The sequence below is a fragment of the Mycobacterium sp. pUA109 genome (assembly GCF_041287095.1).
Taxonomy (GTDB): domain Bacteria; phylum Actinomycetota; class Actinomycetes; order Mycobacteriales; family Mycobacteriaceae; genus Mycobacterium.
The window spans coordinates 1-24,068 of the sequence record NZ_JBGGKS010000027.1 but is presented as its reverse complement, the minus strand read 5'-3'; the positions used below and the strand labels follow the sequence as shown (position 1 = coordinate 24,068).

37 protein-coding genes and 1 other RNA gene are annotated in these 24,068 nt (G+C 66.6%); 2 read left to right on the top strand and 36 right to left on the bottom strand.

Features of this window, described 5'->3' with window-relative positions; translation table 11 throughout:
- Positions 1-140 precede the first annotated feature (140 nt).
- The 27 genes from ACAG26_RS24265 to ACAG26_RS24135 form a co-directional block, all read right to left on the bottom strand.
- Positions 141-320, bottom strand: a complete 180-nt coding sequence (locus ACAG26_RS24265) for a hypothetical protein (protein ID WP_370485631.1) — start codon at positions 318-320, stop codon at positions 141-143.
- 32 nt (positions 321-352) lie between these two features.
- Complete coding sequence (locus ACAG26_RS24260; RefSeq protein WP_370485630.1) at positions 353-883, bottom strand: hypothetical protein; 531 nt, start codon at positions 881-883, stop codon at positions 353-355.
- 172 nt (positions 884-1,055) lie between these two features.
- A complete protein-coding gene (locus tag ACAG26_RS24255) occupies positions 1,056-1,520 on the bottom strand; it encodes a hypothetical protein (protein ID WP_370485629.1) in 465 nt (154 codons plus the stop codon).
- The gene (locus ACAG26_RS24250; protein WP_370485628.1) at positions 1,517-1,762 is read right to left on the bottom strand and encodes a hypothetical protein; all 246 of its coding nucleotides are present in this window, start codon (positions 1,760-1,762) and stop codon (positions 1,517-1,519) included. Before ACAG26_RS24250 ends, ACAG26_RS24255 begins: the two co-directional genes overlap by 4 nt.
- Entirely contained in the window at positions 1,759-2,190 is a 432-nt protein-coding gene (locus ACAG26_RS24245; protein WP_370485627.1) for a WhiB family transcriptional regulator, read from the bottom strand. The genes ACAG26_RS24250 and ACAG26_RS24245 overlap by 4 nt, the downstream gene beginning before the upstream one ends.
- Positions 2,187-2,687 carry a hypothetical protein gene (locus tag ACAG26_RS24240; RefSeq protein ID WP_370485626.1) on the bottom strand — a complete coding sequence of 167 codons (501 nt, stop codon included), beginning with the start codon at positions 2,685-2,687 and terminating at the stop codon, positions 2,187-2,189. Before ACAG26_RS24240 ends, ACAG26_RS24245 begins: the two co-directional genes overlap by 4 nt.
- Positions 2,684-3,523 carry a hypothetical protein gene (locus ACAG26_RS24235; protein WP_370485625.1) on the bottom strand — a complete coding sequence of 280 codons (840 nt, stop codon included), beginning with the start codon at positions 3,521-3,523 and terminating at the stop codon, positions 2,684-2,686. Before ACAG26_RS24235 ends, ACAG26_RS24240 begins: the two co-directional genes overlap by 4 nt.
- A gap of 148 nt (positions 3,524-3,671) precedes the next feature.
- On the bottom strand, positions 3,672-4,592 hold the full coding sequence (locus tag ACAG26_RS24230; RefSeq protein ID WP_370485624.1) for a DUF5131 family protein: 921 nt from the start codon (positions 4,590-4,592) through the stop codon (positions 3,672-3,674).
- Positions 4,592-5,119 carry a hypothetical protein gene (locus ACAG26_RS24225; protein WP_370485623.1) on the bottom strand — a complete coding sequence of 176 codons (528 nt, stop codon included), beginning with the start codon at positions 5,117-5,119 and terminating at the stop codon, positions 4,592-4,594. The genes ACAG26_RS24230 and ACAG26_RS24225 overlap by 1 nt, the downstream gene beginning before the upstream one ends.
- Positions 5,120-5,244: 125 nt before the next feature.
- Positions 5,245-5,451: a hypothetical protein gene (locus ACAG26_RS24220; RefSeq protein ID WP_370485695.1), complete on the bottom strand. Its 207-nt coding sequence runs from the start codon at positions 5,449-5,451 to the stop codon at positions 5,245-5,247.
- Between the two features lie 95 nt (positions 5,452-5,546).
- The gene (locus ACAG26_RS24215) at positions 5,547-6,047 is read right to left on the bottom strand and encodes a hypothetical protein (RefSeq protein ID WP_370485622.1); all 501 of its coding nucleotides are present in this window, start codon (positions 6,045-6,047) and stop codon (positions 5,547-5,549) included.
- Positions 6,044-6,853, bottom strand: coding sequence for a recombinase RecT (locus ACAG26_RS24210; RefSeq protein WP_370485621.1), 810 nt, complete (start codon positions 6,851-6,853; stop codon positions 6,044-6,046). The genes ACAG26_RS24215 and ACAG26_RS24210 overlap by 4 nt, the downstream gene beginning before the upstream one ends.
- Complete coding sequence (locus ACAG26_RS24205; RefSeq protein ID WP_370485620.1) at positions 6,802-7,656, bottom strand: PD-(D/E)XK nuclease-like domain-containing protein; 855 nt, start codon at positions 7,654-7,656, stop codon at positions 6,802-6,804. Before ACAG26_RS24205 ends, ACAG26_RS24210 begins: the two co-directional genes overlap by 52 nt.
- 434 nt (positions 7,657-8,090) lie before the next feature.
- Positions 8,091-8,528: a hypothetical protein gene (locus ACAG26_RS24200; RefSeq protein WP_370485619.1), complete on the bottom strand. Its 438-nt coding sequence runs from the start codon at positions 8,526-8,528 to the stop codon at positions 8,091-8,093.
- Complete coding sequence (locus tag ACAG26_RS24195) at positions 8,525-8,959, bottom strand: hypothetical protein (RefSeq protein WP_370485618.1); 435 nt, start codon at positions 8,957-8,959, stop codon at positions 8,525-8,527. The genes ACAG26_RS24200 and ACAG26_RS24195 overlap by 4 nt, the downstream gene beginning before the upstream one ends.
- Before the next feature lie 76 nt (positions 8,960-9,035).
- Positions 9,036-9,356, bottom strand: coding sequence for a hypothetical protein (locus ACAG26_RS24190; protein WP_370485617.1), 321 nt, complete (start codon positions 9,354-9,356; stop codon positions 9,036-9,038).
- Positions 9,353-9,985 carry a hypothetical protein gene (locus ACAG26_RS24185; RefSeq protein ID WP_370485616.1) on the bottom strand — a complete coding sequence of 211 codons (633 nt, stop codon included), beginning with the start codon at positions 9,983-9,985 and terminating at the stop codon, positions 9,353-9,355. Before ACAG26_RS24185 ends, ACAG26_RS24190 begins: the two co-directional genes overlap by 4 nt.
- On the bottom strand, positions 9,982-10,236 hold the full coding sequence (locus ACAG26_RS24180; RefSeq protein ID WP_370485615.1) for a hypothetical protein: 255 nt from the start codon (positions 10,234-10,236) through the stop codon (positions 9,982-9,984). Before ACAG26_RS24180 ends, ACAG26_RS24185 begins: the two co-directional genes overlap by 4 nt.
- 52 nt (positions 10,237-10,288) lie before the next feature.
- Entirely contained in the window at positions 10,289-10,690 is a 402-nt protein-coding gene (locus tag ACAG26_RS24175) for a hypothetical protein (protein WP_370485614.1), read from the bottom strand.
- The gene (locus tag ACAG26_RS24170; RefSeq protein WP_370485613.1) at positions 10,687-11,007 is read right to left on the bottom strand and encodes a hypothetical protein; all 321 of its coding nucleotides are present in this window, start codon (positions 11,005-11,007) and stop codon (positions 10,687-10,689) included. Before ACAG26_RS24170 ends, ACAG26_RS24175 begins: the two co-directional genes overlap by 4 nt.
- Positions 11,004-11,213: a hypothetical protein gene (locus tag ACAG26_RS24165; protein ID WP_370485612.1), complete on the bottom strand. Its 210-nt coding sequence runs from the start codon at positions 11,211-11,213 to the stop codon at positions 11,004-11,006. Before ACAG26_RS24165 ends, ACAG26_RS24170 begins: the two co-directional genes overlap by 4 nt.
- Complete coding sequence (locus ACAG26_RS24160) at positions 11,210-11,539, bottom strand: hypothetical protein (RefSeq protein WP_370485611.1); 330 nt, start codon at positions 11,537-11,539, stop codon at positions 11,210-11,212. The genes ACAG26_RS24165 and ACAG26_RS24160 overlap by 4 nt, the downstream gene beginning before the upstream one ends.
- Positions 11,536-11,817: a hypothetical protein gene (locus ACAG26_RS24155; RefSeq protein ID WP_370485610.1), complete on the bottom strand. Its 282-nt coding sequence runs from the start codon at positions 11,815-11,817 to the stop codon at positions 11,536-11,538. The genes ACAG26_RS24160 and ACAG26_RS24155 overlap by 4 nt, the downstream gene beginning before the upstream one ends.
- Positions 11,814-12,197: a hypothetical protein gene (locus tag ACAG26_RS24150; protein ID WP_370485609.1), complete on the bottom strand. Its 384-nt coding sequence runs from the start codon at positions 12,195-12,197 to the stop codon at positions 11,814-11,816. Before ACAG26_RS24150 ends, ACAG26_RS24155 begins: the two co-directional genes overlap by 4 nt.
- 431 nt (positions 12,198-12,628) lie before the next feature.
- Positions 12,629-12,991 (bottom strand): hypothetical protein, encoded by a 363-nt coding sequence (locus ACAG26_RS24145; protein ID WP_370485608.1) that lies wholly within the window; start codon positions 12,989-12,991, stop codon positions 12,629-12,631.
- Positions 12,991-13,740, bottom strand: a complete 750-nt coding sequence (locus ACAG26_RS24140; RefSeq protein WP_370485607.1) for a BRO family protein — start codon at positions 13,738-13,740, stop codon at positions 12,991-12,993. The genes ACAG26_RS24145 and ACAG26_RS24140 overlap by 1 nt, the downstream gene beginning before the upstream one ends.
- The gene (locus ACAG26_RS24135) at positions 13,740-14,045 is read right to left on the bottom strand and encodes a helix-turn-helix domain-containing protein (RefSeq protein WP_370485606.1); all 306 of its coding nucleotides are present in this window, start codon (positions 14,043-14,045) and stop codon (positions 13,740-13,742) included. Before ACAG26_RS24135 ends, ACAG26_RS24140 begins: the two co-directional genes overlap by 1 nt.
- A 167-nt stretch (positions 14,046-14,212) precedes the next feature.
- Between ACAG26_RS24135 and ACAG26_RS24130 the strand changes: the two genes are divergently transcribed.
- Positions 14,213-14,665, top strand: a complete 453-nt coding sequence (locus tag ACAG26_RS24130) for a hypothetical protein (RefSeq protein WP_370485605.1) — start codon at positions 14,213-14,215, stop codon at positions 14,663-14,665.
- A gap of 369 nt (positions 14,666-15,034) precedes the next feature.
- Here ACAG26_RS24130 and ACAG26_RS24125 read toward each other — a convergent pair whose 3' ends face one another.
- The 9 genes from ACAG26_RS24125 to prfB form a co-directional block, all read right to left on the bottom strand.
- Positions 15,035-16,141, bottom strand: coding sequence for a tyrosine-type recombinase/integrase (locus ACAG26_RS24125; RefSeq protein WP_370485604.1), 1,107 nt, complete (start codon positions 16,139-16,141; stop codon positions 15,035-15,037).
- Positions 16,142-16,226: 85 nt separating this feature from the next.
- Positions 16,227-16,594, bottom strand: a transfer-messenger RNA (tmRNA) gene (ssrA, locus tag ACAG26_RS24120).
- A gap of 190 nt (positions 16,595-16,784) precedes the next feature.
- Complete coding sequence (locus ACAG26_RS24115) at positions 16,785-17,615, bottom strand: EamA family transporter (RefSeq protein ID WP_370485603.1); 831 nt, start codon at positions 17,613-17,615, stop codon at positions 16,785-16,787.
- 23 nt (positions 17,616-17,638) lie between these two features.
- The gene (gene smpB / locus ACAG26_RS24110) at positions 17,639-18,133 is read right to left on the bottom strand and encodes an SsrA-binding protein SmpB (protein ID WP_370485602.1); all 495 of its coding nucleotides are present in this window, start codon (positions 18,131-18,133) and stop codon (positions 17,639-17,641) included.
- A gap of 4 nt (positions 18,134-18,137) precedes the next feature.
- The gene (gene ftsX, locus ACAG26_RS24105; protein ID WP_370485601.1) at positions 18,138-19,031 is read right to left on the bottom strand and encodes a permease-like cell division protein FtsX; all 894 of its coding nucleotides are present in this window, start codon (positions 19,029-19,031) and stop codon (positions 18,138-18,140) included.
- On the bottom strand, positions 19,032-19,721 hold the full coding sequence (ftsE, locus tag ACAG26_RS24100; RefSeq protein WP_071025126.1) for a cell division ATP-binding protein FtsE: 690 nt from the start codon (positions 19,719-19,721) through the stop codon (positions 19,032-19,034).
- A gap of 44 nt (positions 19,722-19,765) precedes the next feature.
- Positions 19,766-20,254 (bottom strand): hypothetical protein, encoded by a 489-nt coding sequence (locus tag ACAG26_RS24095; protein ID WP_370485600.1) that lies wholly within the window; start codon positions 20,252-20,254, stop codon positions 19,766-19,768.
- Between the two features lie 5 nt (positions 20,255-20,259).
- On the bottom strand, positions 20,260-21,219 hold the full coding sequence (locus ACAG26_RS24090) for a mechanosensitive ion channel family protein (RefSeq protein ID WP_370485599.1): 960 nt from the start codon (positions 21,217-21,219) through the stop codon (positions 20,260-20,262).
- A complete protein-coding gene (gene prfB / locus ACAG26_RS24085) occupies positions 21,209-22,324 on the bottom strand; it encodes a peptide chain release factor 2 (RefSeq protein WP_370485598.1) in 1,116 nt (371 codons plus the stop codon). Before prfB ends, ACAG26_RS24090 begins: the two co-directional genes overlap by 11 nt.
- Before the next feature lie 115 nt (positions 22,325-22,439).
- On the opposite strand from prfB, the gene ACAG26_RS24080 reads away from it, so the two are divergent.
- Positions 22,440-23,795: an FAD-dependent oxidoreductase gene (locus tag ACAG26_RS24080; RefSeq protein ID WP_370485597.1), complete on the top strand. Its 1,356-nt coding sequence runs from the start codon at positions 22,440-22,442 to the stop codon at positions 23,793-23,795.
- Positions 23,796-24,068: the final 273 nt, after the last annotated feature.

The window sequence follows — 24,068 nt, the reverse complement described above, 5'->3', positions numbered from 1 at the left end:
CAAGGACAGTCCGCCAGGTCGCACATTGTCGACGGTGTGCGCGATCCCGCACGGACACTGAATAAGCAGCATCGACGTGTCGCGCACGGTGTGCGACCAGCTGAATGCCCTGTCGGAAGTGCTCATAACATTGCCTTACGTCAGGTCGTGGCGAAGTGATCTGCCAGGATGACCCGCAACCGCGCGTAGGCCGCGTCCGCAATCTCGGATGCCCTGAGCGAATCGAACTCGGCTGCCCCCGGCAGGTTTGCCCAGCACGTAGAGCCTGCGCCGACTGCCACGCCGATCAGCTCATTGGCGTCGTTGATGTCATCGAACATGGTTTTCCCTTCACCGATAATCGTGCGATACGTCAGCTTTTCGCTTGCCGCTTCACCCGGTGCGCTCCGTGTTTCTCCCGCAGCTCCCGCACATCTCGAAGCCGGTATTTCGGCTCGGCGACATACCACTCCTGGCGCTCGATCAGCTTGCCGGCGACCCTCCAGGTGCGCCAGGTGCTCATCGGGATCGGCTCGCCGATCTGCGCCATGATGTCGAGGATCTGGCGCTGCGTGAACGGCGTGTCATCGGCCTCGTCGACACGGAACCGGATCAGCTTCTCCACATTCCACGGCGTGCCGCAGCCGGCGCATTGGATGTCGGTCTGGCCCATCTTCGCCGTGAGCGGGTGTAGGCACACGCGCTGCCCGTAGCCATCGGCCAACACTGTCGGACACGTCCCCAGATCGCGGTATGGCGCCGGCCGGTTGATCATCCGCTCGATCTCGCCAACCCGCTGTTTCAGCTCGTCCAGGAACTCGTCGGCGGCCGGGTGTAGCGCGATGGCGTCGACGTGCTTGAGCAGCCATGCGGCCATGTCGATCACGGACGTGTCGGCGTTCATGGGCGCCCACCGAGCACGAGCTGGCGCCACCGCGGCCCGTAGTCGACGCGCTGATACCACGCCTCGTTGAATGCGTACCGGATGGCAGACCGCCAGTCGGGGAAGGTCACCCACACGGCTGTGGCTTGGCAGTAAACGTTCCAGCGGCCAGCTGACTTGTACACCTTCAGCTTCACAGACACTCCCCTCGGTGGTAGCTCCAGCATTCCCCGCAGTACTCGCCAGGACTCCCCGCCGCCACGTAGACCGCTGCGGCGTCGAGCCACGGCGCTGGTTTCGTCGGCGTCGGCTCGTCCGGTTCGCCCGGCGTCGGCCTGAACTCCGGTATCTCGACCCCGCGTGTCTCGCAGATGTCCCTGATCCACGTCGACAGGAAGTTGCTCACGTTGGCCAACAGCTCACTCGCACGCAGGTTGCACAACATCGGCGAGCCCTTGTCGGTGCTCCTGCGTGCCGATTCCCCGAGCCTGGTTTGCCCGTGGGCGGCCTGCAACAGGAATGCGAGCCCTCCGGCACCGTAGTGGCCGTTCGTGTACGCAGGGCCGCGCACAAGTCCGGAGAGGGTGCTGCGGAGTTCGCCTTTGCAGCGACCACACAGGAACAGGTCGGTTTTCGCAGTGCAGACGGTGCAGGTCACGCGCGTGCCTCCCCCTTCGCCTCGCTGATCAACGCCGCCAGCCCGTACGCGACCCGCGTCGCGCAATCCGGGCAGCAGTGGACCAATCGCCGGAAGCTGTCGGCGAGCATGCACATGGTGACCGTCGGATCGCCACCGCGGATGGCCTCGCGAATCTCGGCCACGGCTTCGGCATGCAGCTGCTGCCAGTGCGCGGCGAACTGGTCCGTGTTGGCTAGCTCGGCTGGCGTCGGTGCGCTCACAGCGATTCTCCCGTCTCGAATTGGTCCCACCCATCAAGTGACACCGGCCGCGGGTCACTCGTCGCTCTGCGTGGACGCTGGGCGGCAGCATTGAGGCGTCGCGAGCGCTGGGTGTTGGCGCGCTTGCACGGATCGCACGCTTCCTCGCCGCGGCGGTAGTGCGCGTGGTAGCCGTTGTAGGTCCCGTGCTCGATCGGCTTGAGCCTGCCGACTGGCCGGCCGACGCGCTCGTTGGTGAGCTTGTGCCGAGCGCGACCACCCCAGACGCCGTGCAGCTGCACCGTCCGGCGTGCGAAGTCGGCACACTCGGCGATGACCGGGCAGGTGCGGCAGATCGCGATGGCCTCGTGCGGCCGCTCGGACGGCTGCGGGAACCATAGGTCGGGGTCATGGCCAAGGCAGGCCGCGCGGGATCTCCAGTCGGTCACAGTGCCTCCGTCACGGCTTCGATGCGGCTCGGGTGCGGCGTGCTGCGGGTGTCACCGCGCTGGACGCCGGGCAGGCTCCCGATGGTGCACGGCCGGCCGATGCGGGCTCGGCAGAACGGGCACGACACGGACAGCGGGTTCGGGCCGTCGTGGCGTTTGGACGGTCGCTCGAATTTCGGGAGCGCCTTGGACTCGGCGAGTTCGCGCACCTGGTCGGCGAACCGTCCGTCGAGCGCGGCCTGCCGGGCCTCGCGGTCGGCGTCGGGCTCGCGTTCGAGTTCATCGCGGCGGATGGCGCGCACCCGTTGGTGGACGTGGCCCGGCTCCAGCCAGACGCCGGGGCAGTCGCGCAGGTGCTCACGGACGGCCCGCAACGCCAGCTGCTTGTCGTCGTCGCCGATGATGCCGAGCCAGATTTCGACGTCGGTTTTGCCGACTGTGCGCCGAGTCGCGGCGGCCACGACGGACAGGACGTCGATCACGTCGTTGCGGTTCATGACTCGATCTCCAATCGGGTGCCGTTGCTGGCTTTGAGCGCCTGCGCTTGAGCGAACGCGGCATCGGAGGCTGCGACGCGGCGACCGTTGGCGGCCGGTGCGGCTCGGGACTTGATGACTTCGGAGCACAGCGACGCGAGGATGGTCCGGCCGTTGCCGACGCTGGGCTTGTCGTTCCACAGCTGCAGGGCGGCTGCGACGACTTCGCGGTCGGTGCCGGTGTTGAGCAGTTCGCTTGCTTGGATGCGTAGCGCGGTCTTGGTGGCGGCGGGGTGGTTACGGTCGATGTGCTCGCGGACGAGTTCGGCTCCGGGTGTCGCGGATTCGGCGGCGGTCGGCGGCGGCGCGCTGTGTGGTTCCGTACGTAAGGGACCAGAGATTTCCCCTGTTCCCCTGTTCCCCTGTTCCCCTGTTCCAGGCGCGAAGGTTCGCGAGGCTTCGCGAGGATTCGCGAGGCACTCGCGAATTTCGGAGTCTTTGTAGTTCATCGTGCCGTCTGGCCTGGGGAAACGCCCCGCTTGCGGCTTGTCGACACGTTGAATCGACTCCCAGAACGAGACGTAGAGCAGATTGGTGCCCTTGGCCTCGTATCGCCACACCAAACCGGCCAGATGAAGCCGGGAAATGGCTTCGGACAACCTCGCGAGGGTTCGCGAAGGTTCGCGAACGAGGTCACGCTGGAACAGATCGCCGACGATCAGGGCGATGTCATCTTTGCCGACGCCGTTGTCATCGACGTAGGACTCCAGGCCTTTGAGGACAAGGCGGTCCTCCCAATCGACGGACGCGATTCGTTCGGACCGCCAGAACTCGGGCTTGGTGGATCGGATACGCACTACGCCGTTCTCCCTTCGTTCCTCGCCTCGATCAGTTCCTGGTGGCATTCGGCGCACCGCGGGCGCCCGGCCGATGGCTTGCCGCCGCAGCCGATGCAGCGCCGCGGTGTCGCGCGGTAGCGGGCGTTCTGCTCCGCGGTGGCCGGCGTCATGCGGGGTACTGGTCCCAGGTGCGGCCGTCGAGCGTGCGCCCGGCCGCCTTCTTGCCGACGCGACGTACCCAGCCGAGCGGGTAAGGGTCCGGGCATTCGGGTCGAAACGGGACAGGGACTTGGCCATCGAGCTGGGGGTTGCGGTGGTCCCCTGGCGTCCACTCCCCCCACTGCTTGAACAGGAATGGCACACCTGCGGCGACGCACTGATCGCGGAGCGAACGCGCCCATTCGGGGTGCATGGGCCTTGCGCCGCGGCCGGATTCGCCGCCGACAACGACCCAGTCGATTCCATTCCGATCGAACTCATCGGGCGCCAGATAGCCACCACTGGCCAAGTCGATCGGCCCAAGCAGCGGCTCGGCGCTGATCCACCGCACCGCGGCCGGGGTGCCGAGCAACGCGGGGATGCGGATGTCGGCCCACTTCTGGTCCTCGGTGCTGACACCAAGCCAGACGTTCGGCAGCGGCCAATCCGCGCCGGGGAATACGCGCACCGGCTGGCCGTCGTCGTACGCCAGGATCGCGTCGCTCACTGCCGACTGGAACGCCGCCGACTTCAGTAGCGACTGCATGCGCGCGTGGCGCTTCGTGAGCACCTGGAACGTGTGCTGCGGCGCCATCGCCATGATGGCGAACACGTCCGCGATGTAGTCGGACTGCACCGCATCGTGGAACAGGTCGCTCATCGAGTTCACGAAGATCCGGCGCGGGCGGCTCCACCGCAGCGGCAAGTCGAGCTTGTCGGGCCGCAGCTGCACCTCGAATCCGTGCTCGAAGTAGTGGCCCGGTGTGCCGCGCCAGCGTTCGGCGAACGTCTTGGCGTAGCAGTGATCACAGCCCGGCGATACCTCGTTGCAGCCAGTGACCGGGTTCCAGGTGGCGTCGGTCCATTCGATGCCGGTTTTGTCGGCCATCAGTCCCCCTCCGGTGTCCACACCAGCAGCGCGGGCAAGACGTCCTCGGCGTCGCGGTCGTATTGGTGACCGCTGACTTCCTGCCAGCAACCGCAGAACGCGCGGTTTCGGTAGACCCGGCCGTCGTGCTCGACCAGCGTCTCGCCCGGCAGCGCGTCCAGTTCCTCAACCGTCTCGATCCGGCGGGGGCGCAGCCGGTCTAGTTCAGCCAGGGCCGCGTCTCGTTCGGCCTGAACGTCCTCGCGTAGATAGAACTGTGCGTGACATAGCTCGCGCAGTCGCCGTTCCTCCGCGAGTGCGTTCTCACGCGACAGCCGCAGCCGTTCTATCTCGTCACGTAGCGCGTCCTGTTGGCTGTCGTCGGCGTCCGCGCAGCGGGTGCAGTGGAAGCACCTGCCGGGGTCGTGTTCGGCTTCGCGTGCCCGCTCGACCTCGGCGACGAGTTCGGCCATGACGTCGAGATGCGCCGACGGCCATGCACTAGTCGCGGCGAGCAGTTCCTTTGCGCGGTCAACGATGTCGGCCACGGTGCCTCCCAGGCGGTGACGTAGCGCGTCTGGATATCGAGCCCCGGTGGTACGTGCTTGCGAAGCGGTGGCGCGCTCGCGCTTTCGGTGCTCGCGGATAGGACGTTGTCGACGTCGGCGAGACGTCAAACACGCTCCAGTCCCAGCTCGGCCACCAGCACCGAGGCGATGTGTTCACGCCAGTAGCAGTCGTCATCGTCATCGCACTGACTCCAGCCACAAGAGCATTCATCGACGGAATAGCCGTACTCGTCGAGTTGTCGGTGCTCCCGCAGCACTTCGGCCATCCGTCGCTTGACGCCGCTCACCGCACCGGCTCCCATTCCCCGCATGTCACAATGGTTCGACGCGACCCGGACCTGAACTCCGGGGACCATGATTGCGCCCGTGGATGAGCCGCCAGCGCCGCAGAACAAGTCGGTGATCGTCAGCACAGCCCGTGCCGTTCCAGAATGGCGACGGTCTCGCATGGATACGTCAGGGCACCGCACGTGCACCCGTTGCAGTGCCAGACCCCGCACTCACACCGCTTGTGCAGTTCCCGAATCTCGGCCAGCGCGGCGTCCTGCCGTTCGGCCAGCTGCTTGACTGCGGTGGCCTGGTCGGCAGCGGACAGGATGCCGAGCACGCCACCGCGGTGGATGGCGGCCAGGGTGTCGATGTCCTTCACGATGCCCTCAATCGCCCGCTCCATTAACGCCTCGACGTCGGCCTTGGTGCGGCCGGGTCGGGTTTCCCAGCTGGTTATTCCGCCGAGCGGCGACCCGAGCGCCTTCGCGACCGCATCCCGAGCGTCCCCGTACGCCCGGTACTGCGCCGCGGTGGTCTCAAGGTGCCGGTCGGCGGCGTTCATGATCGCGGACCGGATGTCCTTGCCCTCGGCGCGAATGACGGCCAGGGCGTGGGTGAGGACTTCGCGGGTGGTCATTCGGTCGCCTCGGTTGGCATCTCGTCGGCCACTTCGCCCTCGATGAAGTCGGGCGCCAGGTCGATCAGTTCGGCGTCTACCTCGGTGCGCACCGATCCGTCCAGCGCGGCGGCGGTCGAGAACTCCGATGACAGTGGCAGCCACTTGGCGAGCTGCTTGACGACCGTTTTCTTGGCCATCGCATTCCAGTCGGTGACCCACGGGCCATTCTTGCCGGCCTTGGACCGACTGCGGATGGCCTCGACCTCGGCGACCGTCATCACCACGAATGGTGTGCCGCCGTCACGCAGTTGAGCCGCGGCGTAGACGTGCGTGGGCTTGCCGCGCTCGCAGGGGCTGACCTCGTGCTGAATGTCGCGATGCAGCCCCAGGGTGTAGGTGAACGTGTCGTTCTCGTAGGCGATTTCGGCCCACAGGTCGAGCACCTGGCCGCTGTTGCGTGCCAACTTCACCAGACCGCGGTAGCCGGGGATGAACGTGCAGGTGTTTCCATAAGGCACCAGATACGCCTCGCCGAGCGGCCCCGGCTCCAGGCCTAGTTGACTGGCGGTCATCAGCGCCCCGAGGAACGATTCGGGCGTGCACCGGCCGAGCGCTGGAGTCTGGCGAAGCACGGTCGTGGCGATGCGCGCCATTCGGTCGCTGGTCATGTGCTTCGGTAGCGCGCGGGCGATCTCGGGTTTCATCTGCTCGATCAGCGCGGCCAGCGACTTCTTGTCGGGTTGCGCGGCGACCGGGCGGTAGTCGGTGCTGGTCATGCGATGTCCTCCGATAGGTCGTTGATGCTCTGCGATGTCTTCGCCCACGCGGGCGGTGAAGCGCTGTGAATGATCGGCGCGTATCCGGGCCACTCCCCGGCCTCGGTGCAGTCGCGGTAGATGCGGATGGCTTCGCGCATCGCGTCACGGCCGAGCGCGAAATAGTCGGCGTCAAGCTCGATCACGTTCACCAGGTACGGCGGTGATTTCTCGGCGACCACGAACAGGAACGCCGGCGACTCGTGGCCGAGCAGCTGCGCCACGGTGATGTACCAGGACATCTGCAGGTGGTAACTGTATTCAAACGCCTTGCGCTCGAACACGTCCCGGTGCGCGCCGCCGTCGACCGCCGTCTTGAAGTCCACGATGGTCAGCCGGTCGCCGGCCTGCATCCAGTCCGGTCGCGCCCGCAGTCGCACACCCGTCTCCGGGTCGGTCACATACATCGAGACCTCGGCTTGGCCCTCGCTGAACAGACCCCACGCGACCGGGTGCATTGCCACCCTGTCTGCGATGCGCATCGCAACGTCGACCTCGGATCGCAGGAGCGGAATCTTACCCTCGGCATGCGCCTGGTCGCGCTGCTCCTTGGCGTCCTTGGTGCGCCAGTCCGCGGCGTCGACCGGAACGATTTCCTCGCCTTCGCCGAGCACGAACTTGTGCGCCGCGTGCCCGAAATCGTACTGGCGCTTAGGCTTCGGAGGGTTGTCCATGTGCTCGCGGAACCGCGCTGGACCGCCCGGCTTGAGCAGGATCGACGCGCCGGAGGATGACAGCGAACGTCGGTCGGCGTGGTAGATCGTGTCCGGCAGTCCGGTGACTTGGCCATCTTCGGTGGGGATCTCGGTCATGCTTGCCCCTCCTGCTCGGCACGACGGCTATTGTGTCCAGATATCCAACCCAGTTGTCGGGCTACGCTTTCCAGCGCCCTAATGAGGGCTGCGTTCGCCTCCATAAGCACGTGGTTCTGCTCGCGCAGATGCGCCACTTCGCTGTAAGTCACGGTTCTTCCCTTTCCCCGCAGCGAGCACACTCCATTGCGTTCCCCCGTGGCTGCCACAGGTGCGTGTAGCACGTCGCGAATCCACCTGGGTGTCGTTGCGCGTCTCGCCGTTCCCACTCCTGAGACTGCGCGTAATCGCGTGCACGGTCGCGTATCTCGGCGTTGTCGATGGCGGTCCAATTAGTCATCGGCCCTCCAGCCAATCGCAGATGCCGATCACGGCGAGGAACAGGACGCAGCCACCCATTCCGGCGCCGAAGGCGCTGAGCAAGTCCGCGGCCATCACCGCTCGCCGCCCTTCGTCCAGCCGTCCGCGATGAGCTTCTGCGCTGCTTGCAGGACGTATTCGAACTTGTCCTCGGCGGTGAACATGAAGACTTCGGCGGCGAGCTCCTGGGCAAGCTTGTCCCGCTCGACCGCGGCGCGGTCCTCGGCTTCCCATAGATCGGCGTCGTGCTCCAGCGTCCAGGGTGTCATTTCGAAGCTGCGGTCGGGCTCGCTAGATCCAACCTTCCGCGCGATCTCGCGCAGCGTGTCGGCCGCCTCCCGCATCCGTTCCGGCAGCGACCGGTTGGTCAGGTAGTGCTCGATGGCGACGCGCACCTGCCCGATTGCGCGCTCTCGCGTGGAATCCGACATGTCTTTCCATAAAGGGAGCGGGTTGCTATAGTCCACCGCAGCTTGCGCCGCGGCCTCGACCAATCCCTCGTTCAGCTTCACGCCGCCCTCCTTCTCTCGATCACTTCGGCCATCCGATGTAGCAGCGCCACAACGCGATCCACCTGAACCGGCATCTCTCGGCCGCTCATCGGACACTCGTTGAGCAACCTGTCGGGGTGTTCCTCGGCAACACCCGCGACGACCCAGATGCGCTCGCGGCACACCGGGCACTCGTCGGTGTCGGCCGCGGGTAACGAGTCACGAATGCGGTACACCTGCCGTTCCCCGACACCGATGCGCCGGCCGACCTCTTCGGCGGTGAAGCGACCACGGGCAAGCCAATCCGCGCTGCTCAGGTCGCGGCTTACCTCGGCTCGCGTGACCATGCGCGGAACCATGCGGCGCACGGCCATTCGGCGCTCGTCGTCGGTGAGGGCGATTGGGGTTCCGGAACAGACCCAGGAGATCGCGAGCCAGTCGACATCGCTCATCCCAGCGCCTCCCAGATCGGCAGCCCGACGCACAGGGCGATGGCGAGGATGAGCCACGCGATTGCAACGGCGTCGCTCATGAGATCACCGCCTTGAACTCGGCCATCGCGTGGTCAAGGTCAGCAATGATGTCCATGTCGGAGTTGCCGGCGAGGCCGTCCAGCCGCAACAGCGCGATCGCGATCGCGTGACGCGGCTGGCGCGGCACCACGGACCGCGCCTCGGCCATGACCGCGGTCTCCAGATCCCGCAGGTACTCCAAGTCACGTTCGAACTCCAAGTCATCCTCGGTGCGCGCGTCGGTGTGCGCTTTCACGACCTTGAGTCCGGCGAACTTGCGGGCGTGGTCGGCCAGCTTGCGGGCGTCGGACGGGGACCAGATGCGACGGAGCTTCATGCGGTCACCGCCCCGACAACGTCGCCGTGCCGATCAACCTCGACGCAGCCCACCACCACGCGCTTGGCCTTAATCTTGTCGCCCAGGCACACCATTTCGTCCAGACGCATGCCACAGCGAAGGAATCGGGCCTCGTGGCGCGGCGAGTTCAGGTAGGTCAGCGCCAGTGATGGTGCCGCGCAGAAGTGTAGACCACCCCCGCAAGCGCGCTCGGTGGACCAGTCCGGCGCCTCCGGTGTTGAGCCGGGCGAATAGTCGGTGCCGTAGCCGGATTTCCAATCCCCGGCCACCGCCTTGTACACGTGGGCAATGCCGTCTTCGACGGCGACGCCGTGGTATTCGCACCACTGGACCGGATCATCGAGGTCGATTCCGGTCATGTCGATCAGATGGCCGTCACCGGTGAGGGTGACGCGCTGCGACCACAAGTGTACCACAACATATTTCGTCGCCACGACGCTGCTGGAGTCCCACGCCACGACGCTGCTGGAGCCCCACGCCGTGACGCTGCTGGAGCCCGTCGCGGTGACGGTCAACCACACGGCGGCCGGCGATTTGATGTAGATGACGTCGGCCTCATCGGCGAGGGCCTGGTCCAGTTGGGCCTGATTACGGACGGTGACGCTCACGCGGTCACCGCCCGCACGTACAAGCGCGCGATGTAGTTCAGCCACTCCAGGGCATCGTCCGCGCCGGTGAACTTCGCCGCGACATTAGGGGCGGTCGGCGTGCTCGCGATGACGATCCAGTGGCCCGCGACCTGTTGGCGTGCTGACGCAATCGGGTAACCGTCGGTGGCGGTCGCGCGGATGCACCGTCGGGCGACGGGCAGCAGCGACTCGACCAATTCGTAGCCCTGCGTTATCGTTGTCTCTGACATCGTTTCTCCTTTGTCATGGCCTCGCCGGATGCGTCCCGGCGGGGCCGTTTTCTTACTTGGTGTCCGGAATCAAATTGGCGGCGTACTCATGCAGTTCGTCTGCTAGCAAGAGCAGTCGTCCAGCCAGTTGAGCGTCGACAGCTCGGTGCACGTCGTCCTCGGCGAGAGCGACATCGGGCGGGGGTCCAGGCGGCAGGCTGTTTAGAAAACTGGCCGGAACCATCACGACGCCGTCATTTATGGCCCATTCATCGGAGCTTGGTTGCCCGGAGCCGGGAGTTACCTCAACCGGCTCCGGGCTTTCCGCCGATTCCCCAACGGCGGAAGTCTGCGCGTCCCAACCCTCCGGCGTCTGTGCCGGCACGTCCCAGTCGTGGCCGAGCTTCCACGCCAACCCCTCGATGGCGTTGAAGGCACGGTTGATGGCGACGGTGAGGGCCGATAGGAGGGTCATCGCGCACGCCCCGTGATCGCGGTGCCGTCCGCGAGCGTTGCCGGGTAGTCGTACACGTAGCCGCCATGCCCCCATTCGCGCTCCTGGGCGGCGAAGAGGTCATCGAGGGAGGCCGGCGCCGGGCAGCGGTGCGCGTCGATCTGCCGCCGGTAGCGGACCGGCAGCGCCGTCAGTGCCATCAGCGACGCGAGCATGAGGATGTGCAGCACGCAGTCGGTGCCGTTGCCCTTCGTTGCCCATGCGACGGCGTTGCCGATGATCGAGACGCCAAGCAGGCCAAGGGCTACGCGGTAGAGGAACGTTTGGAAGACGGTCACGACGCCTCCGCTTCAGAGGGCTCCCGCGCGCCGTATCGCAGTTCTTCCCAGTCGGTAACGATGTCCGCGATTACCTCGATTGCTTCGCTGTCAGACAGGTCATCGTTGTCCAGCGTTCTGGCAATCCGGCCCAGCGCGAGTTGCGCGCGATACAGCCGCCCACGGTTCTTTTTGTTCATCCGCTGCGGTGGGTAGAACTTGCTCATGAGGACACCGCCGACGTGTACTGCGCTAGCCAGTAGTCGCGCTCAGCCCGCAACGTCGCGTTGTCCGACGCCAGCCGATCAAGCTCAGCCTGGAGTCCCGCCGAGACAACGCGCTCGGCGTCGAAGTCCTGGGCAGCGGTGGTGATCTCGTCTTCTTGCTTGGCGACCACCGTGACGAGCGCCCGGTTCTTGATGACCAGGTTCGCGCGCTCGGTCAGTGCGTTGTCGAGCTGGGCGCGTAGGTGCGCGTTGTCGGCCGCGAGACGCTGGGATAGCTGCTCCAGCTCGTCGACGCGGCGTAGGGCGTGGGCGATGGTGTCGGTCATGATGCACTCCTGAGTCGTCGGCGCAGGCTGGCGGCGGTCGGTCGACCGGTCGGTGCCGGCTCGGGGTCGGGTTCGGCGGCGGGTTCCGGCTGTCGGCTGGTGTCGAGGCTGGCCAGCAGCTCGTCCAACTGCTCTTGGGTGAAGACGTATTTGCCGCGGGTGATCCGTCGCGCCGACACTTTCCCGGCACGCACGCGGGTCAGCAGCCAGCGCTCGGGGTCCTTGATGCCCGCGCCCTCGCAAGCGATTCGGGCGACTTCGGGGAGGGTGTAGTTCATGCCGCACCACCGCACCCGCCGCCGGGTGCCGCGACCGGGATGGGTCCACCGTCATCGACCACGCACTGCATCCCCGGCGACAGCAGTCCGTTGGGGTGGCCGATCAATGGCAGCCCGTATTGGATTGTGTGCCAATAACTCCCGTCCGGATAGTGGACGCCGTCGCAGTAGCCCAACCACATGGGCGAGCCCTGGCCGCCACCTGGGCAGTAGCCCCCGGCCATGTTCGGCACGTGCGGGTCCGGATCGGCGTTCGCGTGCCCGGCCCACCCGAGCGCGGTACCGGTCAGGATGGCACCGGCCGCGACGGAGGCGAGCAGTCGGCGTGCGGTGCGGGCGTGGATGGTGCGGTGTCGCAGGCGTGCGGTAGAGTTGGTCACGAATACTCCTTTGTTCGGCCCCCGCCCCTGCCTGGGCGGGGGTTTTCTTTATGCGGCTGCGGTAACCCCTGGGCCGCTGCGGTAGGTTTCGGCGATGGAGATAGGCACGGTCTCTGCATGGGCTGCGGCAGCGATCTCGATGAGCGCAACCGGGTTCACCTTCGGTCGCGAGTGGTGGTTTCGGCCCCAGTCGGACTGGACGCTGGACGGCGAAGTGACGCACCCAAACGGCCAGGGCGACAGCTTCAAGGCGATATGCAAGCTGTCGAACTTCGGCGACGGGAACGCGCACCGCGTCGCTGTGCATATCCGCCGCGCCGAACGCTGGGAGCCAGAGGTTTGCGCTACGACAGCACTCCTGCGTCCGGGCGACGTTCTGGAGTTCGCCTTCGGCGTGCTGATCAAAGACTGGGAGCATACGGTGCTGTGGGTCACCTGGACGCCGCCTCCAATACGGAGACGCAAGCCGTGCACATCACCGCACCTACAGCCGCATCAGGCGTTGAAACCATCGGACCTAGCGCGCGCAGCACTTCAACGGCGGCAGGGTAAATAGGCGCGCCGCAACGAAAGCACGCATCCACGCGGTGGCGTGGGCACGGGACGCGAACGGCATTCTTCAGCCTGAATATCTCGCCGAGAAGCGCGCCGATGTAGCGACGCAGCGCGCTCTCGTCGCGGCGCACGGCGTCGCTCGGCGGCGACGCCGTGTTGGCGGTCGTCAGCCCTTTGTTGACGAATCCCTGTTCAAGCAGGAGTTCCCAAGATTCGGCACGCTTCTTGAAGTCGCCCATCACGCGGCCCCGTGGTTGTACGCAGACAGCAACCGTTGCAACCCCTTTGGCGTCACCCTTGGCTGCGGCGGGTCGATTACCAGAACCCCGGTGCGCGGGTGGTAGTGCGACTGCGGCAGCACGGACATGTAGCCGGCGTCGATGGCCGACTGGTACACGCGGTAGCGCCCGTCGCCCGCGCGGCCGATCCACTTCTGCCGTTTCTCCAGGCACGAGAACAGGCGGCGCTCGCCGACCTGGATGCCGGCGCGGGTGAGCGACTGCGCGGCGTCGCGCACCGACAGGTCACCTTCGGCGGTCAGGAACCTGTCGGCGACCTCGGCCTTGGGCTCCAGCTCGGCGATCCGCTCGTCCTTGGCCGCCAGCATCGCCTGGGCTTCCAGAACCGCGTGGGCCAGGAGCTCGGCGCCGGTGAGCGCGGGCCGCGTGCCGTAGCTGCCGGTGCGCCGGATGGCGGGCAGAACCTCGCGGGTGACCCAGCGCTTGAAGCGCTGCGCCCCCTCGATCTGTGACCCAAGGATCGCGGTGTACAGACCTGACTCGTTGATGATGCCGACGACCTGTTGTCCGCCAGGGGTACTCAGTGAGCGAGTACCCTTTTCGTCGTCGTCGAGGCGGCGCGCCATGTTGTGCGCGTCGCGGTAACCGAGCATCCGGGCCACGTCGCCAGCGACGAACCACGGTTCTCCGTCGATGACAACAGCCCGCAGGTCGTCCTCGGCGTAGGTGAATAGCTCGACGGCGCTCATCACGCGACCACCCGTCGCGCAGTCGGCCGCGGCCGGTAGGTGGTGGTGATGGTGCCGGGGCTCAGGTGGAAGAATTCTTCGATTGCGCTGAGCAGCTCGCGCGATGCACCGCGACGCCCGGTCTCAATCGCCGACAGGGTTCCGCGGCTAGGGGGCGTACTGTCGAGGATTTCGCCGATGCCGATGGCCAGCTCTTCGAGGGTGGTGTCAGTGACCTCGCGGAGGGCCTTGAGCGGAAGGTGTGGCGGGGTCCGAAGCGGCCGATCCTCGCCTATGGACTTCGAATGTTTGGCGCCGATTGGCATGAACACAATGTAAGGCAAACATGCGGTGGACACAAGCATCTGTTCGGCAAATGTTGTCCTGATCTGCACCGATCTTGATGTCAGCGCAGGTCAGCCGAACAAATTACAACTATGTCGTTAGCCGAACATCGGTTGTGTTTGCCGAACATTTTCCGGATGATGTAGCTATGAACGACGGAGAGGCGGCACGCTGGCAGCGGCTCGGGCAGATAGTGAGGCTGCGGCGCGTCGAACTACACCTGAGTCAGAAAGCCGTCCAGGACCTCGGCGGACCGTCCGATGTCGTTCAGTCCCGCATCGAAAACGATGACGCCAGCGCGCCCCGGCCGCGCGGCTCGACGCTCAACAAGCTCGACGGCCCGTTGCAATGGGAGCCGGGGTCGGCGATCGCCGTTCTCAACGGTGGCGAACCCACGGCGATCCGGCCCCCCGACCGCGGCCCGGATGGCGGCGTTGCGCTGCGCGACGCCAGCAATGACGACCTGATCGACGAGTTACGGCGCCGCCTCGCCGATGCCAGGCGCCGGAATCTCACTGACGATGGACAGGGATGGGCGCCGGGTTGGGCCGCCGGCGATGACCCGCAGCCGTCGAGCGTGCGCCGGTACCAGCACCGCTAGGAGCGCAAGCGCCTCGTGCGGGAAGAGGTCTGACGGTTGGATGTCGGCCATGATTTGGCGGATCTCCCAGAGCACGTGCGGCAGCAGTTCGCAGTCGTCGGCCGTGTCGCCGCAGCTACAGTCGGCCGCGAATGCCTCCAGGAGGTCCGCGATGCGCTGGCGAAATTCGCTGGGCCGGCTCGCCGGGGCGCCCGGAATTATGTTCGTGCTCAATGGTTTTCCTGCTCTATGAGAGATATCCCCCCCCCCCCCCCCCCCCCCGCTGGGGAGGAGTTCTCCGCAAACGTACATCGATAAGAACAAGATCGCCATAGGCTGAGAAAAACCTGAATAAGAATGGAACGTCGGTCGGCGCCGACCAATCCGCCCTTACCCGCCTAGGGCCATCTCGATGGCCGCGGCGGCGCGCTTTCCCGCCTCCCGGTCCAAGTGTCCATATCGATCACATGTCGTCTTGATCGACTCGTGGCCCAGGTGGCGCTGGATCACCGGCAGCGGGACGCCGGCCGCGATCATCCACGATGCGCAGGTGTGGCGCAGGTCGTGAATCCGGGGCCGCGGCGCTGCGACCTTGGCGCGGGCGACGGCCGGCCACCAGACGTTGGACCGGAAGTTCGCCGCGCGCACGGCACCACCCCGACTGCGCGCACCACGCCCGGAATTGGTGAACAGCCACTCGCCGCTGTAGTTGAGGTCGTCGAGAACGTCGGCCGGCATGTCGATCGTTCGCACGGACCGGGCCGTCTTGGGCGCGCCGATGCGGTAGCCGTCCGGGTGACGCTTCCACGCCCGCGCGATCCGCACCGTGTTCTCGCCGCGGTTGACGTCGGAGGGCCGCAGCGCGGTCGCTTCGCCGAGCCGGGCGCCGGACGCGACCAGAAACCGCATCATCGGCCGCCAGTAGTCGGGGGTCGCGCGCAAGATGGCGTCGAACTCGGCGTGCGAGAGAAACCGCATCTCGCCGGCCTCGGTGCGCGGCATGCGTAGCCCGGCGGCGGGGTTGGCCGCGATCTTGCCGGCCGTCACCGCGGCGGCCAGCGCCGGCGATAGCAGGCTCCCGTGCTTGTTTGCGATGGTCTTTCCCGACGCGCCATAACAGGCCATCGCGTTGATCCACGAGGCAACGTCGTCACGTGACAGATCGACGAGCGGGATCTTGCCCAGCACCGGGCCGATGTCGTTCTTCAGGTAGGTCCGGTAGTCGGCCGCGGTGCGCTTGTCGAGGCCCGGCAGGTGGTCGATGTAGTGCTTGACCCACTCCTCGACCGTGATGCCCTTCGGCTTACGCGCGGGCCCGTCGTCCAAGCCGTGCACTTCCAGCGCCCGCTTGGCGCCGACGCTGTCGACTAGGGCGGCGAACTTCTTGGCGTCGTCCTCAGTCGGCCACGTCAGCCCCGACGCCCGGCCGTCGATCCGGTATCGGACCTGCCACGTCGTGGTTCCGTCTTTGCGGTCGAGCCTGCGAACCGATGCCATGTCCGGCACCGTATCAGATGAGTTTGTGGATAGTGGTGTGGATAAGGTTTCCGGCTGGTATTTTGTTGTCGTGACCTGCATGAATAGGTGGAGCTGCCGGGAATCGAACCCGGGTCCTACGGCATTCCCTCAAGGCTTCTCCGTGCGCAGTTCGCCGTGCCTCTACTCGGATCTCCCGGTCACGCGAACTAGCCGAGATGACGATCCCAGTCGCTGTGGTTGTCCCGTTACGTCCCGCGACCGGACGTAACGGTGGATCCCTCTAGCTGATGCCAGGGTCCGGGCCGAGGGCGCTCCCGGTCTGACAGACCAGCCGTCGCTTAGGCAGCGAGGGCGTAGTCGCGCTGATGAGAATCGGCGCTTAATTGGTTGCAACGACGCTTACGGTGGTCTCTTGCCTGCACCGGCACGCTTCCCTTGATTCGATGCGCGAAGTCGAAACCGTTCAGCCCCTCGCATCCCCGCCGACCTTCGGCAGGACTCTTCATGGTACGCGGTCTGCAACGACATGCCACCGCATTATCTTCCCGCCCGGCGTGGTGTAACGGCGTCGAGATCGACGCTGGCGAGAGGTCCACTCGACATTGTCCGCGCTAGCGTCGATCTCGGCGACAAAAGACGACTCTCGGCGACAAAAGACAAGTCACCGGATGGTGATCAGCGCCACCGCCACCATGGCCAGCACCATGCCCACCACCTGCCAGCGGTGCACCCGTTCCCGCAGCACCACGATCGCCAGCACCACGGTCGCGGCCGGGTACAGCGCGATCAGCACGCTGGCCAGCGACAGCAGGGCAACGTGCAGCGCCAACAGCATGGTGACGTTGGCGACGGTGTCGAGCAGCGCGGCCAGCAGCGCCAACCGCAGCGGGGTGCCCGACGGCAAGTGCAGGTTGCGGCTGACCGCGGCCACCGCGACCACCATCACCGACGCCGCCGCCCGCGCGAACAGCAGCGGCCACAGCCGCGACTCCATCGGGGTCTGATCGATGAACACGAAGTTCAACCCGAGCGCCAACCCGGACCCGATCGTCAGCCACGCCACCCTCCGGGTGAACCGGTGCGGTTTGACGTCTTCGTCGGTGGCTTCCCGGCTGATCAGCACCACCGAGGCCAGCGCCAGCACGATGCCGAAGGTGGCCATCGGCCCCGGCCGCTCCCCCAACGCCACCCCGACCCCGACCGGGACGGCCGCGTCCACCACCGCCGACAGCGGGGACACCACCGCGATCGGACCCGACCCCAGCGCCGCGTAAAACCACCAGATGCCGAGCGCCTGGCTAACCCCGCCCAGCGCGCCCCAGATCACCGCCTCGGCGGTGATCGGTCCGCCCTCGACAAAGGCCAGCACCCCCAGCAGCACCATCGCGACCGGGGTGGACACCAGCACCACCCGCAGCGCCACCACCCGCCGCGAGGCGAGCCCGCCGACGAAGTCGCTGACACCGAAATTGGCCGCCGAGACCAGCGCCAACGCCGGCCCAGCGGGAGCGCCGATCAGTTCATGCCCTTGGCTCGACGGCCCAGCGCGCGGGTGATCTCCCGCTGGGCGTCCCGGCGGGCCAGGTCCTGGCGCTTGTCGTGGGCCTGCTTACCGCGCGCCAGCGCCAACTCCACTTTGACCTTGCCGTGCAGGAAATACACCGACAGCGGAACCAGCGTCAGGTTGCCGTCGCGCAGCTTGCCCACCAGCATGTCGATCTGGCGGCGATGCAGCAGCAACTTGCGGTTACGCCGCGGCGCATGGTTGGTCCAGGTGCCGTGGTGATACTCCGGAATGTGCAGGTTGCGCAACCACACTTCGCCATCGTCCACGGTGGCGAACGCATCGACCAGGGAGGCGTGACCTTCCCGCAAGCTTTTCACCTCGGTTCCGACCAGGGCCACACCAGCTTCGAACACCTCCACAATGGCATAGTCGTGCCGCGCCTTGCGATTGGTGGCCACCACCTGCTTGCCGGAAGCCTTTTCGGCGCTGGACTTTTTGGCCATCTGGCTACCGCCGTACGTACAGACGCAGCGTCACATACGCGGTCACACCGGCCATCACCGCCCCGACCAGCAGCAGCCAAGGTGAAATGTAGAGGATGTCAAGGTAACCAATCGGGGCGAGCAAATTGGCCTTGTAGAACTGGCTCAACGCCTTGTCGAGGAACAATGCCCGCACCAACGCCAACCCGAAGATGGCGATGATGACACCGGCGGTGGCCGCCACCATCGCCTCCACCAAGAAGGGCAGCTGGGTGTACCAGCGGGTGGCGCCGACCAGCCGCATGATGCCGACCTCGGTGCGCCGGGTATACGCCGCGACCTGAACCATGTTGGCGATCAACAGGATCGCACCGATCGCCTGCACCAGGGCCACCGCAAACGCGGCGTTGCTCAAGCCGTCCAGGACCGCGAACAACCGGTCGATCAGCTCCTTTTGGTTGAGCACCCGGTCCACCCCGGGCTGACCCTGCATCGCGGCGTCGAACTCTTGATGCTGGTCGGGGTGTTCCAGCTTGACGATGAACGACGACGGGAAGGTGTCCTTGCTCGCCACGTCTTTGAACTGCGGGAACTTGCGGATCGCGTCTTGGTAGGCATCTTCGCTGTTGAGGTAGCGCACCGACTTCACGTCGGCCCGCGACTCGATCTTTTCGCGCAGCGCCTTACACGGGTCGGCATCGCAGGTCGGGTCGTTGGCCGAGACGTCGCCCTGTAAGAACACCTGCGACTCGACCCGGTCCAGGTAGATGGCGCGGGAGTTGTCGGCCAGCCGGATCACCAGCAGCCCGCCGCCGAACAGGCCGATCGAGATCGCGGTGGTCAGGATCATCGCGATCGTCATGGTGACATTGCGACGAAGACCGGTGATGACTTCGTTGAGCAGGAAGCTGAAACGCACTTACCGATCCATTCCGTAGACGCCGCGCTGCTCATCTCGCACCAGCCTGCCCAACGACAGTTCCACCACCCGTTGTCGCATCGCGTCGACGATGTGGTGGTCGTGGGTGGCCATCAGCACGGTGGTCCCGGTCCGGTTGATGCGTTCCAGCAGGTCCATGATGTCCTTGCTGGTCTCGGGGTCCAGGTTCCCGGTGGGCTCATCGGCCAACAACACCAGCGGCCGGTTGACGAAGGCCCGCGCGATCGCGACCCGCTGCTGTTCACCGCCGGACAGTTCGGCGGGCATCCGGTTGGCTTTGCCGGACAGCCCGACCATCTCCAACACGTCGGGCACCACCCGGTTGATCATCTCGGGCTTCTTCCCGATCACCTCCAGCGCGAAGGCGACGTTGGCGAACACCGTTTTCTGTTGCAGCAGCCGGAAATCCTGGAATACGCAGCCGATCACCTGCCGCAGCCGCGGGATGTGGCGGCCGGACAGCTTGTTGACGTGGAACTTGGAGACCCGCACGTCGCCGCTGGTGGGGGTCTCCGCACCCAACAGCAGCCGCATGAAGGTCGACTTGCCCGAGCCGGACGGCCCGATGAGGAAGACGAACTCACCCTTGTCGATTTTGACGTTGACGTTGTCCAGCGCTGGACGCGCCGACGATTTGTACTGCTTACTGACATGGTCGAGGGTGATCATCACGGCACGCAGTGTAGCTGTGAGTCACCCAGAAGCTGGTCAGGCTACCTCGGGGGTGGCGTGGTGGTAACCGGCGGCGGGGCGGGCGCCGGCGATTGCCCGGGAGCCGGACTGGCCGACTCGCCCGGCGGGGCCGGCGGCGACGGCTCCGCCGGGGACGGCGGGCAAAACGGCGGACAGAACGGCGGCGGCGGGGGCTCGCTGGACGTCGTCTCCGGCGCGGTTGTGGTCGGCGTCACGGTCTCGGTCACCGTCGACGGTCGCACCGTCTCGGTGACCGTGGCCGGCGGCTGCTGCAACCGGCTGCGCGGCACCCACGTGTAGTTCGGATCCGGGATGAAGCCCGGCGGCACCACCTGCGGCGCCGGGGCGGGTTTCGGCGGCGGCTGATACGCGTCGTACACCCACCACACCAGGAAAAACGCGACGATCAGCACCACGGTGGAGGTGCGCACGTGGCCGCCGAACAGGTAGGCCGGCCAGCCGCGCGCCCCGTCGGCGTTCCTCTTGAACTTCGGCAACGTGACCTTCACCATCGTTACCCCGGCCTCTGCGTTTTGTCGGCCGCGGCCGGATGGGCCAGCGCCTCCACGGTGGGGGTCACCCCGCCGGCGGTCACCACCCCGACCCGGGCCAGCGCCCGCACCACTTGGACCCGCAGCCGTCGGCCCACCTCGAACTGTTTGCCGGGCAGGGTGCGGGCCACCATCCGCAGGTTGACCGTGTCGACCTCGATGCTTTCCACGCCCATCAGGGCGGGCTGATCCAGCAGCAGCTCCCGCAGCGGCGCATCGTCATCCATGGCGTGCTCGCAGACCTGATGCAGCACCTCGTTGACCTGGCTGAGGTCGGCGGTGGTGGGGATCGGGATGTCGACGACGGCGCGCGCCCAGTCCTTGGACAGGTTCAGCGATCGGACGATGTTGCCGTTCGGGATGCTGTACACCTCGCCGTCGGGGGTGCGCAGCTTGGTCACCCGCAGCGTGACCTCTTCGACGGTGCCGAGCGCTTCGGTCGGCGCCCCCACCATGCTCAGCTGCACCAGATCACCGAAGCCGTACTGCTTCTCGGTGATGATGAAGAACCCGGCGAGCAGGTCTTGGACCAGCTTTTGGGCGCCGAAACCCAACGCGCCGCCCAGCACCGCGGCCGGCCCCACCAACGACCCCACCGAGATGTTGACGATGTCGGTGATCTGCACGGCGACGACGACGCCGAGCATGACCAGCGCGACCCAGGAGATCACCGACGCGACCGCTTGGCGGTGCTTGGAGGCCTCCGACCGCACCAGGGCGTCCCCGGTCTGGAAGCCCTCTTCGAGTCGCCGGGTGATTTTCTGCGCCGCCCAGGTGATGAACCGGGCCACCAGCACCGCCCCGATCAGCAGCAACACGATCCGTAAGCCCTTGGCGATGATCCATTCGCCGATGTCGCCACGCCAGAAGTCGTGCCAGCGCTGCGCCAGCGAGATGGCGAGAACGCTGGTGTCAGTCGTCATCGCGCCTGTTGCGCCACCGGATCCCCGCCTCCAGGAATCCGTCGATGTCGCCGTCCAGCACGGCCGCCGGGTTGCCGACCTCGTATTCGGTGCGCAGGTCCTTGACCATCTGATAGGGGTGCAACACGTAGGAGCGCATCTGGTTGCCCCACGAGCTGCCGCCGTCGCCCTTGAGCGCGTCGAGTTCGGCGCGTTCCTCTAATCGCTTGCGTTCCAGCAGCTTTGCCTGCAGGACCCGCATGGCGGCGACCTTGTTCTGCAGCTGGGACTTCTCGTTTTGGCAGGTCACCACGATCCCGGTGGGAATGTGGGTCAGCCGCACCGCCGAGTCGGTGGTGTTGACCGACTGGCCGCCGGGTCCGCTGGAGCGGTACACGTCGACGCGGACGTCGCCCTCGGGGATGTCGATGTGGTCGGTGGTCTCCACCACCGGCAGCACCTCGACTTCGGCGAACGAGGTCTGCCGGCGGCTCTGGTTGTCGAACGGGCTGATCCGCACCAGCCGGTGGGTGCCCTGCTCGACGGACAGGGTGCCGTACCCGAACGGGGCGTGCACGGCGAACGTCGCGCTTTTGATCCCGGCCTCTTCGGCGTAGGAGGTGTCGAACACCTCGACGGGATACTTGTGCTGCTCGGCCCACCGGATGTACATCCGCATCAGCATCTCGGCCCAGTCGGCGGCGTCCACCCCGCCGGCCCCGGACCGGATGGTGACCAGCGCCTCGCGCTCGTCGTACTCGCCGGACAGCAGGGTGCGGACCTCCATGGCCGCGATGTCGGCGCGTAGCGTCGCCAGGTCGGCGTCGGCCTCGGCCCGCGCCTCGCTGGCCGCCGCACCCTCTTCTTCGGCCGCGAGCTCGTAGAGCACCGGCAGATCGTCGAGGCGGCCGCGCAGGTCTTCGACCCGGCGCAGCTCGCCCTGGGCGTGGGACAACTCGCTGGTCACCCGCTGCGCGTTGGCCTGGTCGTCCCACAGATTCGGGTCGGACGCCTCGTGCTCGAGCTTCTCGATGCGGCTGCGCAGACCCTCCACGTCGAGCACTCGCTCCACCGTGGTCAAAGTGGTGTCCAGGGCGGCGATGTCGGCTTGGCGGTCGGGTTCCACGTTTATCCAGGTTACCGGCGGCCGCCGCGGGCGAACGTTTAGCATCGGGGAGTACCCGTCTGTGCCCCACGCGCGACAGCCCCCTTGCGCGGCGCGGGCGCGAAAGAAGGCTTATATGCGGCCCTATCACGTAGCGATCGTCGGCTCGGGTCCGTCGGGATATTTTGCGGCGGCGTCACTGCTCAAGCTGGACGAACCGGACGTGCACGTCGACATGCTGGAGATGCTGCCCACCCCGTGGGGTCTGGTGCGCTCCGGCGTCGCCCCCGACCATCCGAAGATCAAATCGATCAGCGCCCAGTTCGAAAAGACGGCGCGCGATCCGCGGTTCCGGTTCTTCGGCAACATCGTGGTCGGCGACCACGTGCAGCCGGCCGAGCTGGCCGAACGCTACGACGCGGTGGTCTACGCGGTGGGCGCCCAGTCCGACAAGTCGCTGCGCATCCCCGGCGAAGACCTGGCCGGCAGCGTGGCCGCGGTGGAGCTGGTGGGCTGGTACAACGCCCACCCGCACTACCAGACGATGGCGCCGGATCTGTCCCGCGGCCGGGCCATCGTGGTCGGCAACGGCAACGTCGCGCTGGACGTGGCCCGCATCCTGATCACCGATCCCGACGCGTTGCGCAGCACCGATATCGCCGATCACGCGTTGGAGGTGCTGGACCCGTGCGGCGTCGAGGAAGTGGTCATCATCGGGCGCCGCGGCCCCCTGCAGGCGACATTCACCACCTTGGAGCTGCGTGAGTTGGGCGACCTCAAGGGGCTGCAGGACGTCGACGTGATCGTCGACCCGGCCGATCTGGCCGATATCACCGACGAGGACGCCGAGGCGGCCGGCAAAACCCCCAAGCAGAACCTCAAGGTGCTGCGCGGCTACGCCGGACGCGAAGCCCGCCCGGGTCGGCGACGGATCGTGTTCCGGTTCTGTACCTCACCGATCGAGATCCGCGGGGACGAGCGGGTCAAGGAAGTGGTGCTGGGCCGCAATGAACTGGTGACCGATGAAAGCGGACGCGTGGTGGCCAAGGACACCGGCGCCCGGGAGGTGCTGCCGGCGCACCTGGTGGTGCGTGCGGTCGGCTACCGGGGCGTGGCCACCCCCGGCCTGCCGTTCGATGAGCGCACCGGCACCATTCCGCACACCGACGGGCGGATCGAGGGCACCCGCAACCAGTACGTGGTCGGCTGGATCAAGCGCGGGCCGACCGGGGTGATCGGCAGCAATAAGAGCGACTCCCAGCACACCGTGGACACCCTGGCCGCCGACCTGGCCGCCGCGCAGCCCGCCGACTTCGGACCCGATCACGACGACGAGCTGCGGGCCTGGCTGCTGTCCCGGCAGCCGAAGCTGGTCACCACCGAGCACTGGGAGCTGATCGACGCCTACGAACGCTCGACCGGCGAACCGCACGGCCGGCCTCGGATCAAACTGGCCAGCGTCGCCGACCTGCTGCGGATCGGCCACGGCTAGGCCTGGGCGCGCCGAGTCGGTCGCCCCGAGTCTCTCGCGCCGAGTCGGTCGCGCCGAACGTGCACTGGTGGCGGAAATCCGACCAGAATCCCGCCGTGGATGCACGTTCGGTGCGGTGACTCGCGGGTCACCACCCAATCACTGCACCGTGCTCATGAGCGAGCCGATGAGTGAGCTCAGCAGCACCATGGCCAGGGCGGATTCATACGGTCAGTGCAACGTCTAGTGGTTTTGGAGGTTGCTGTGCCGCGTGGTTATCCGGTTGTGGGTTCG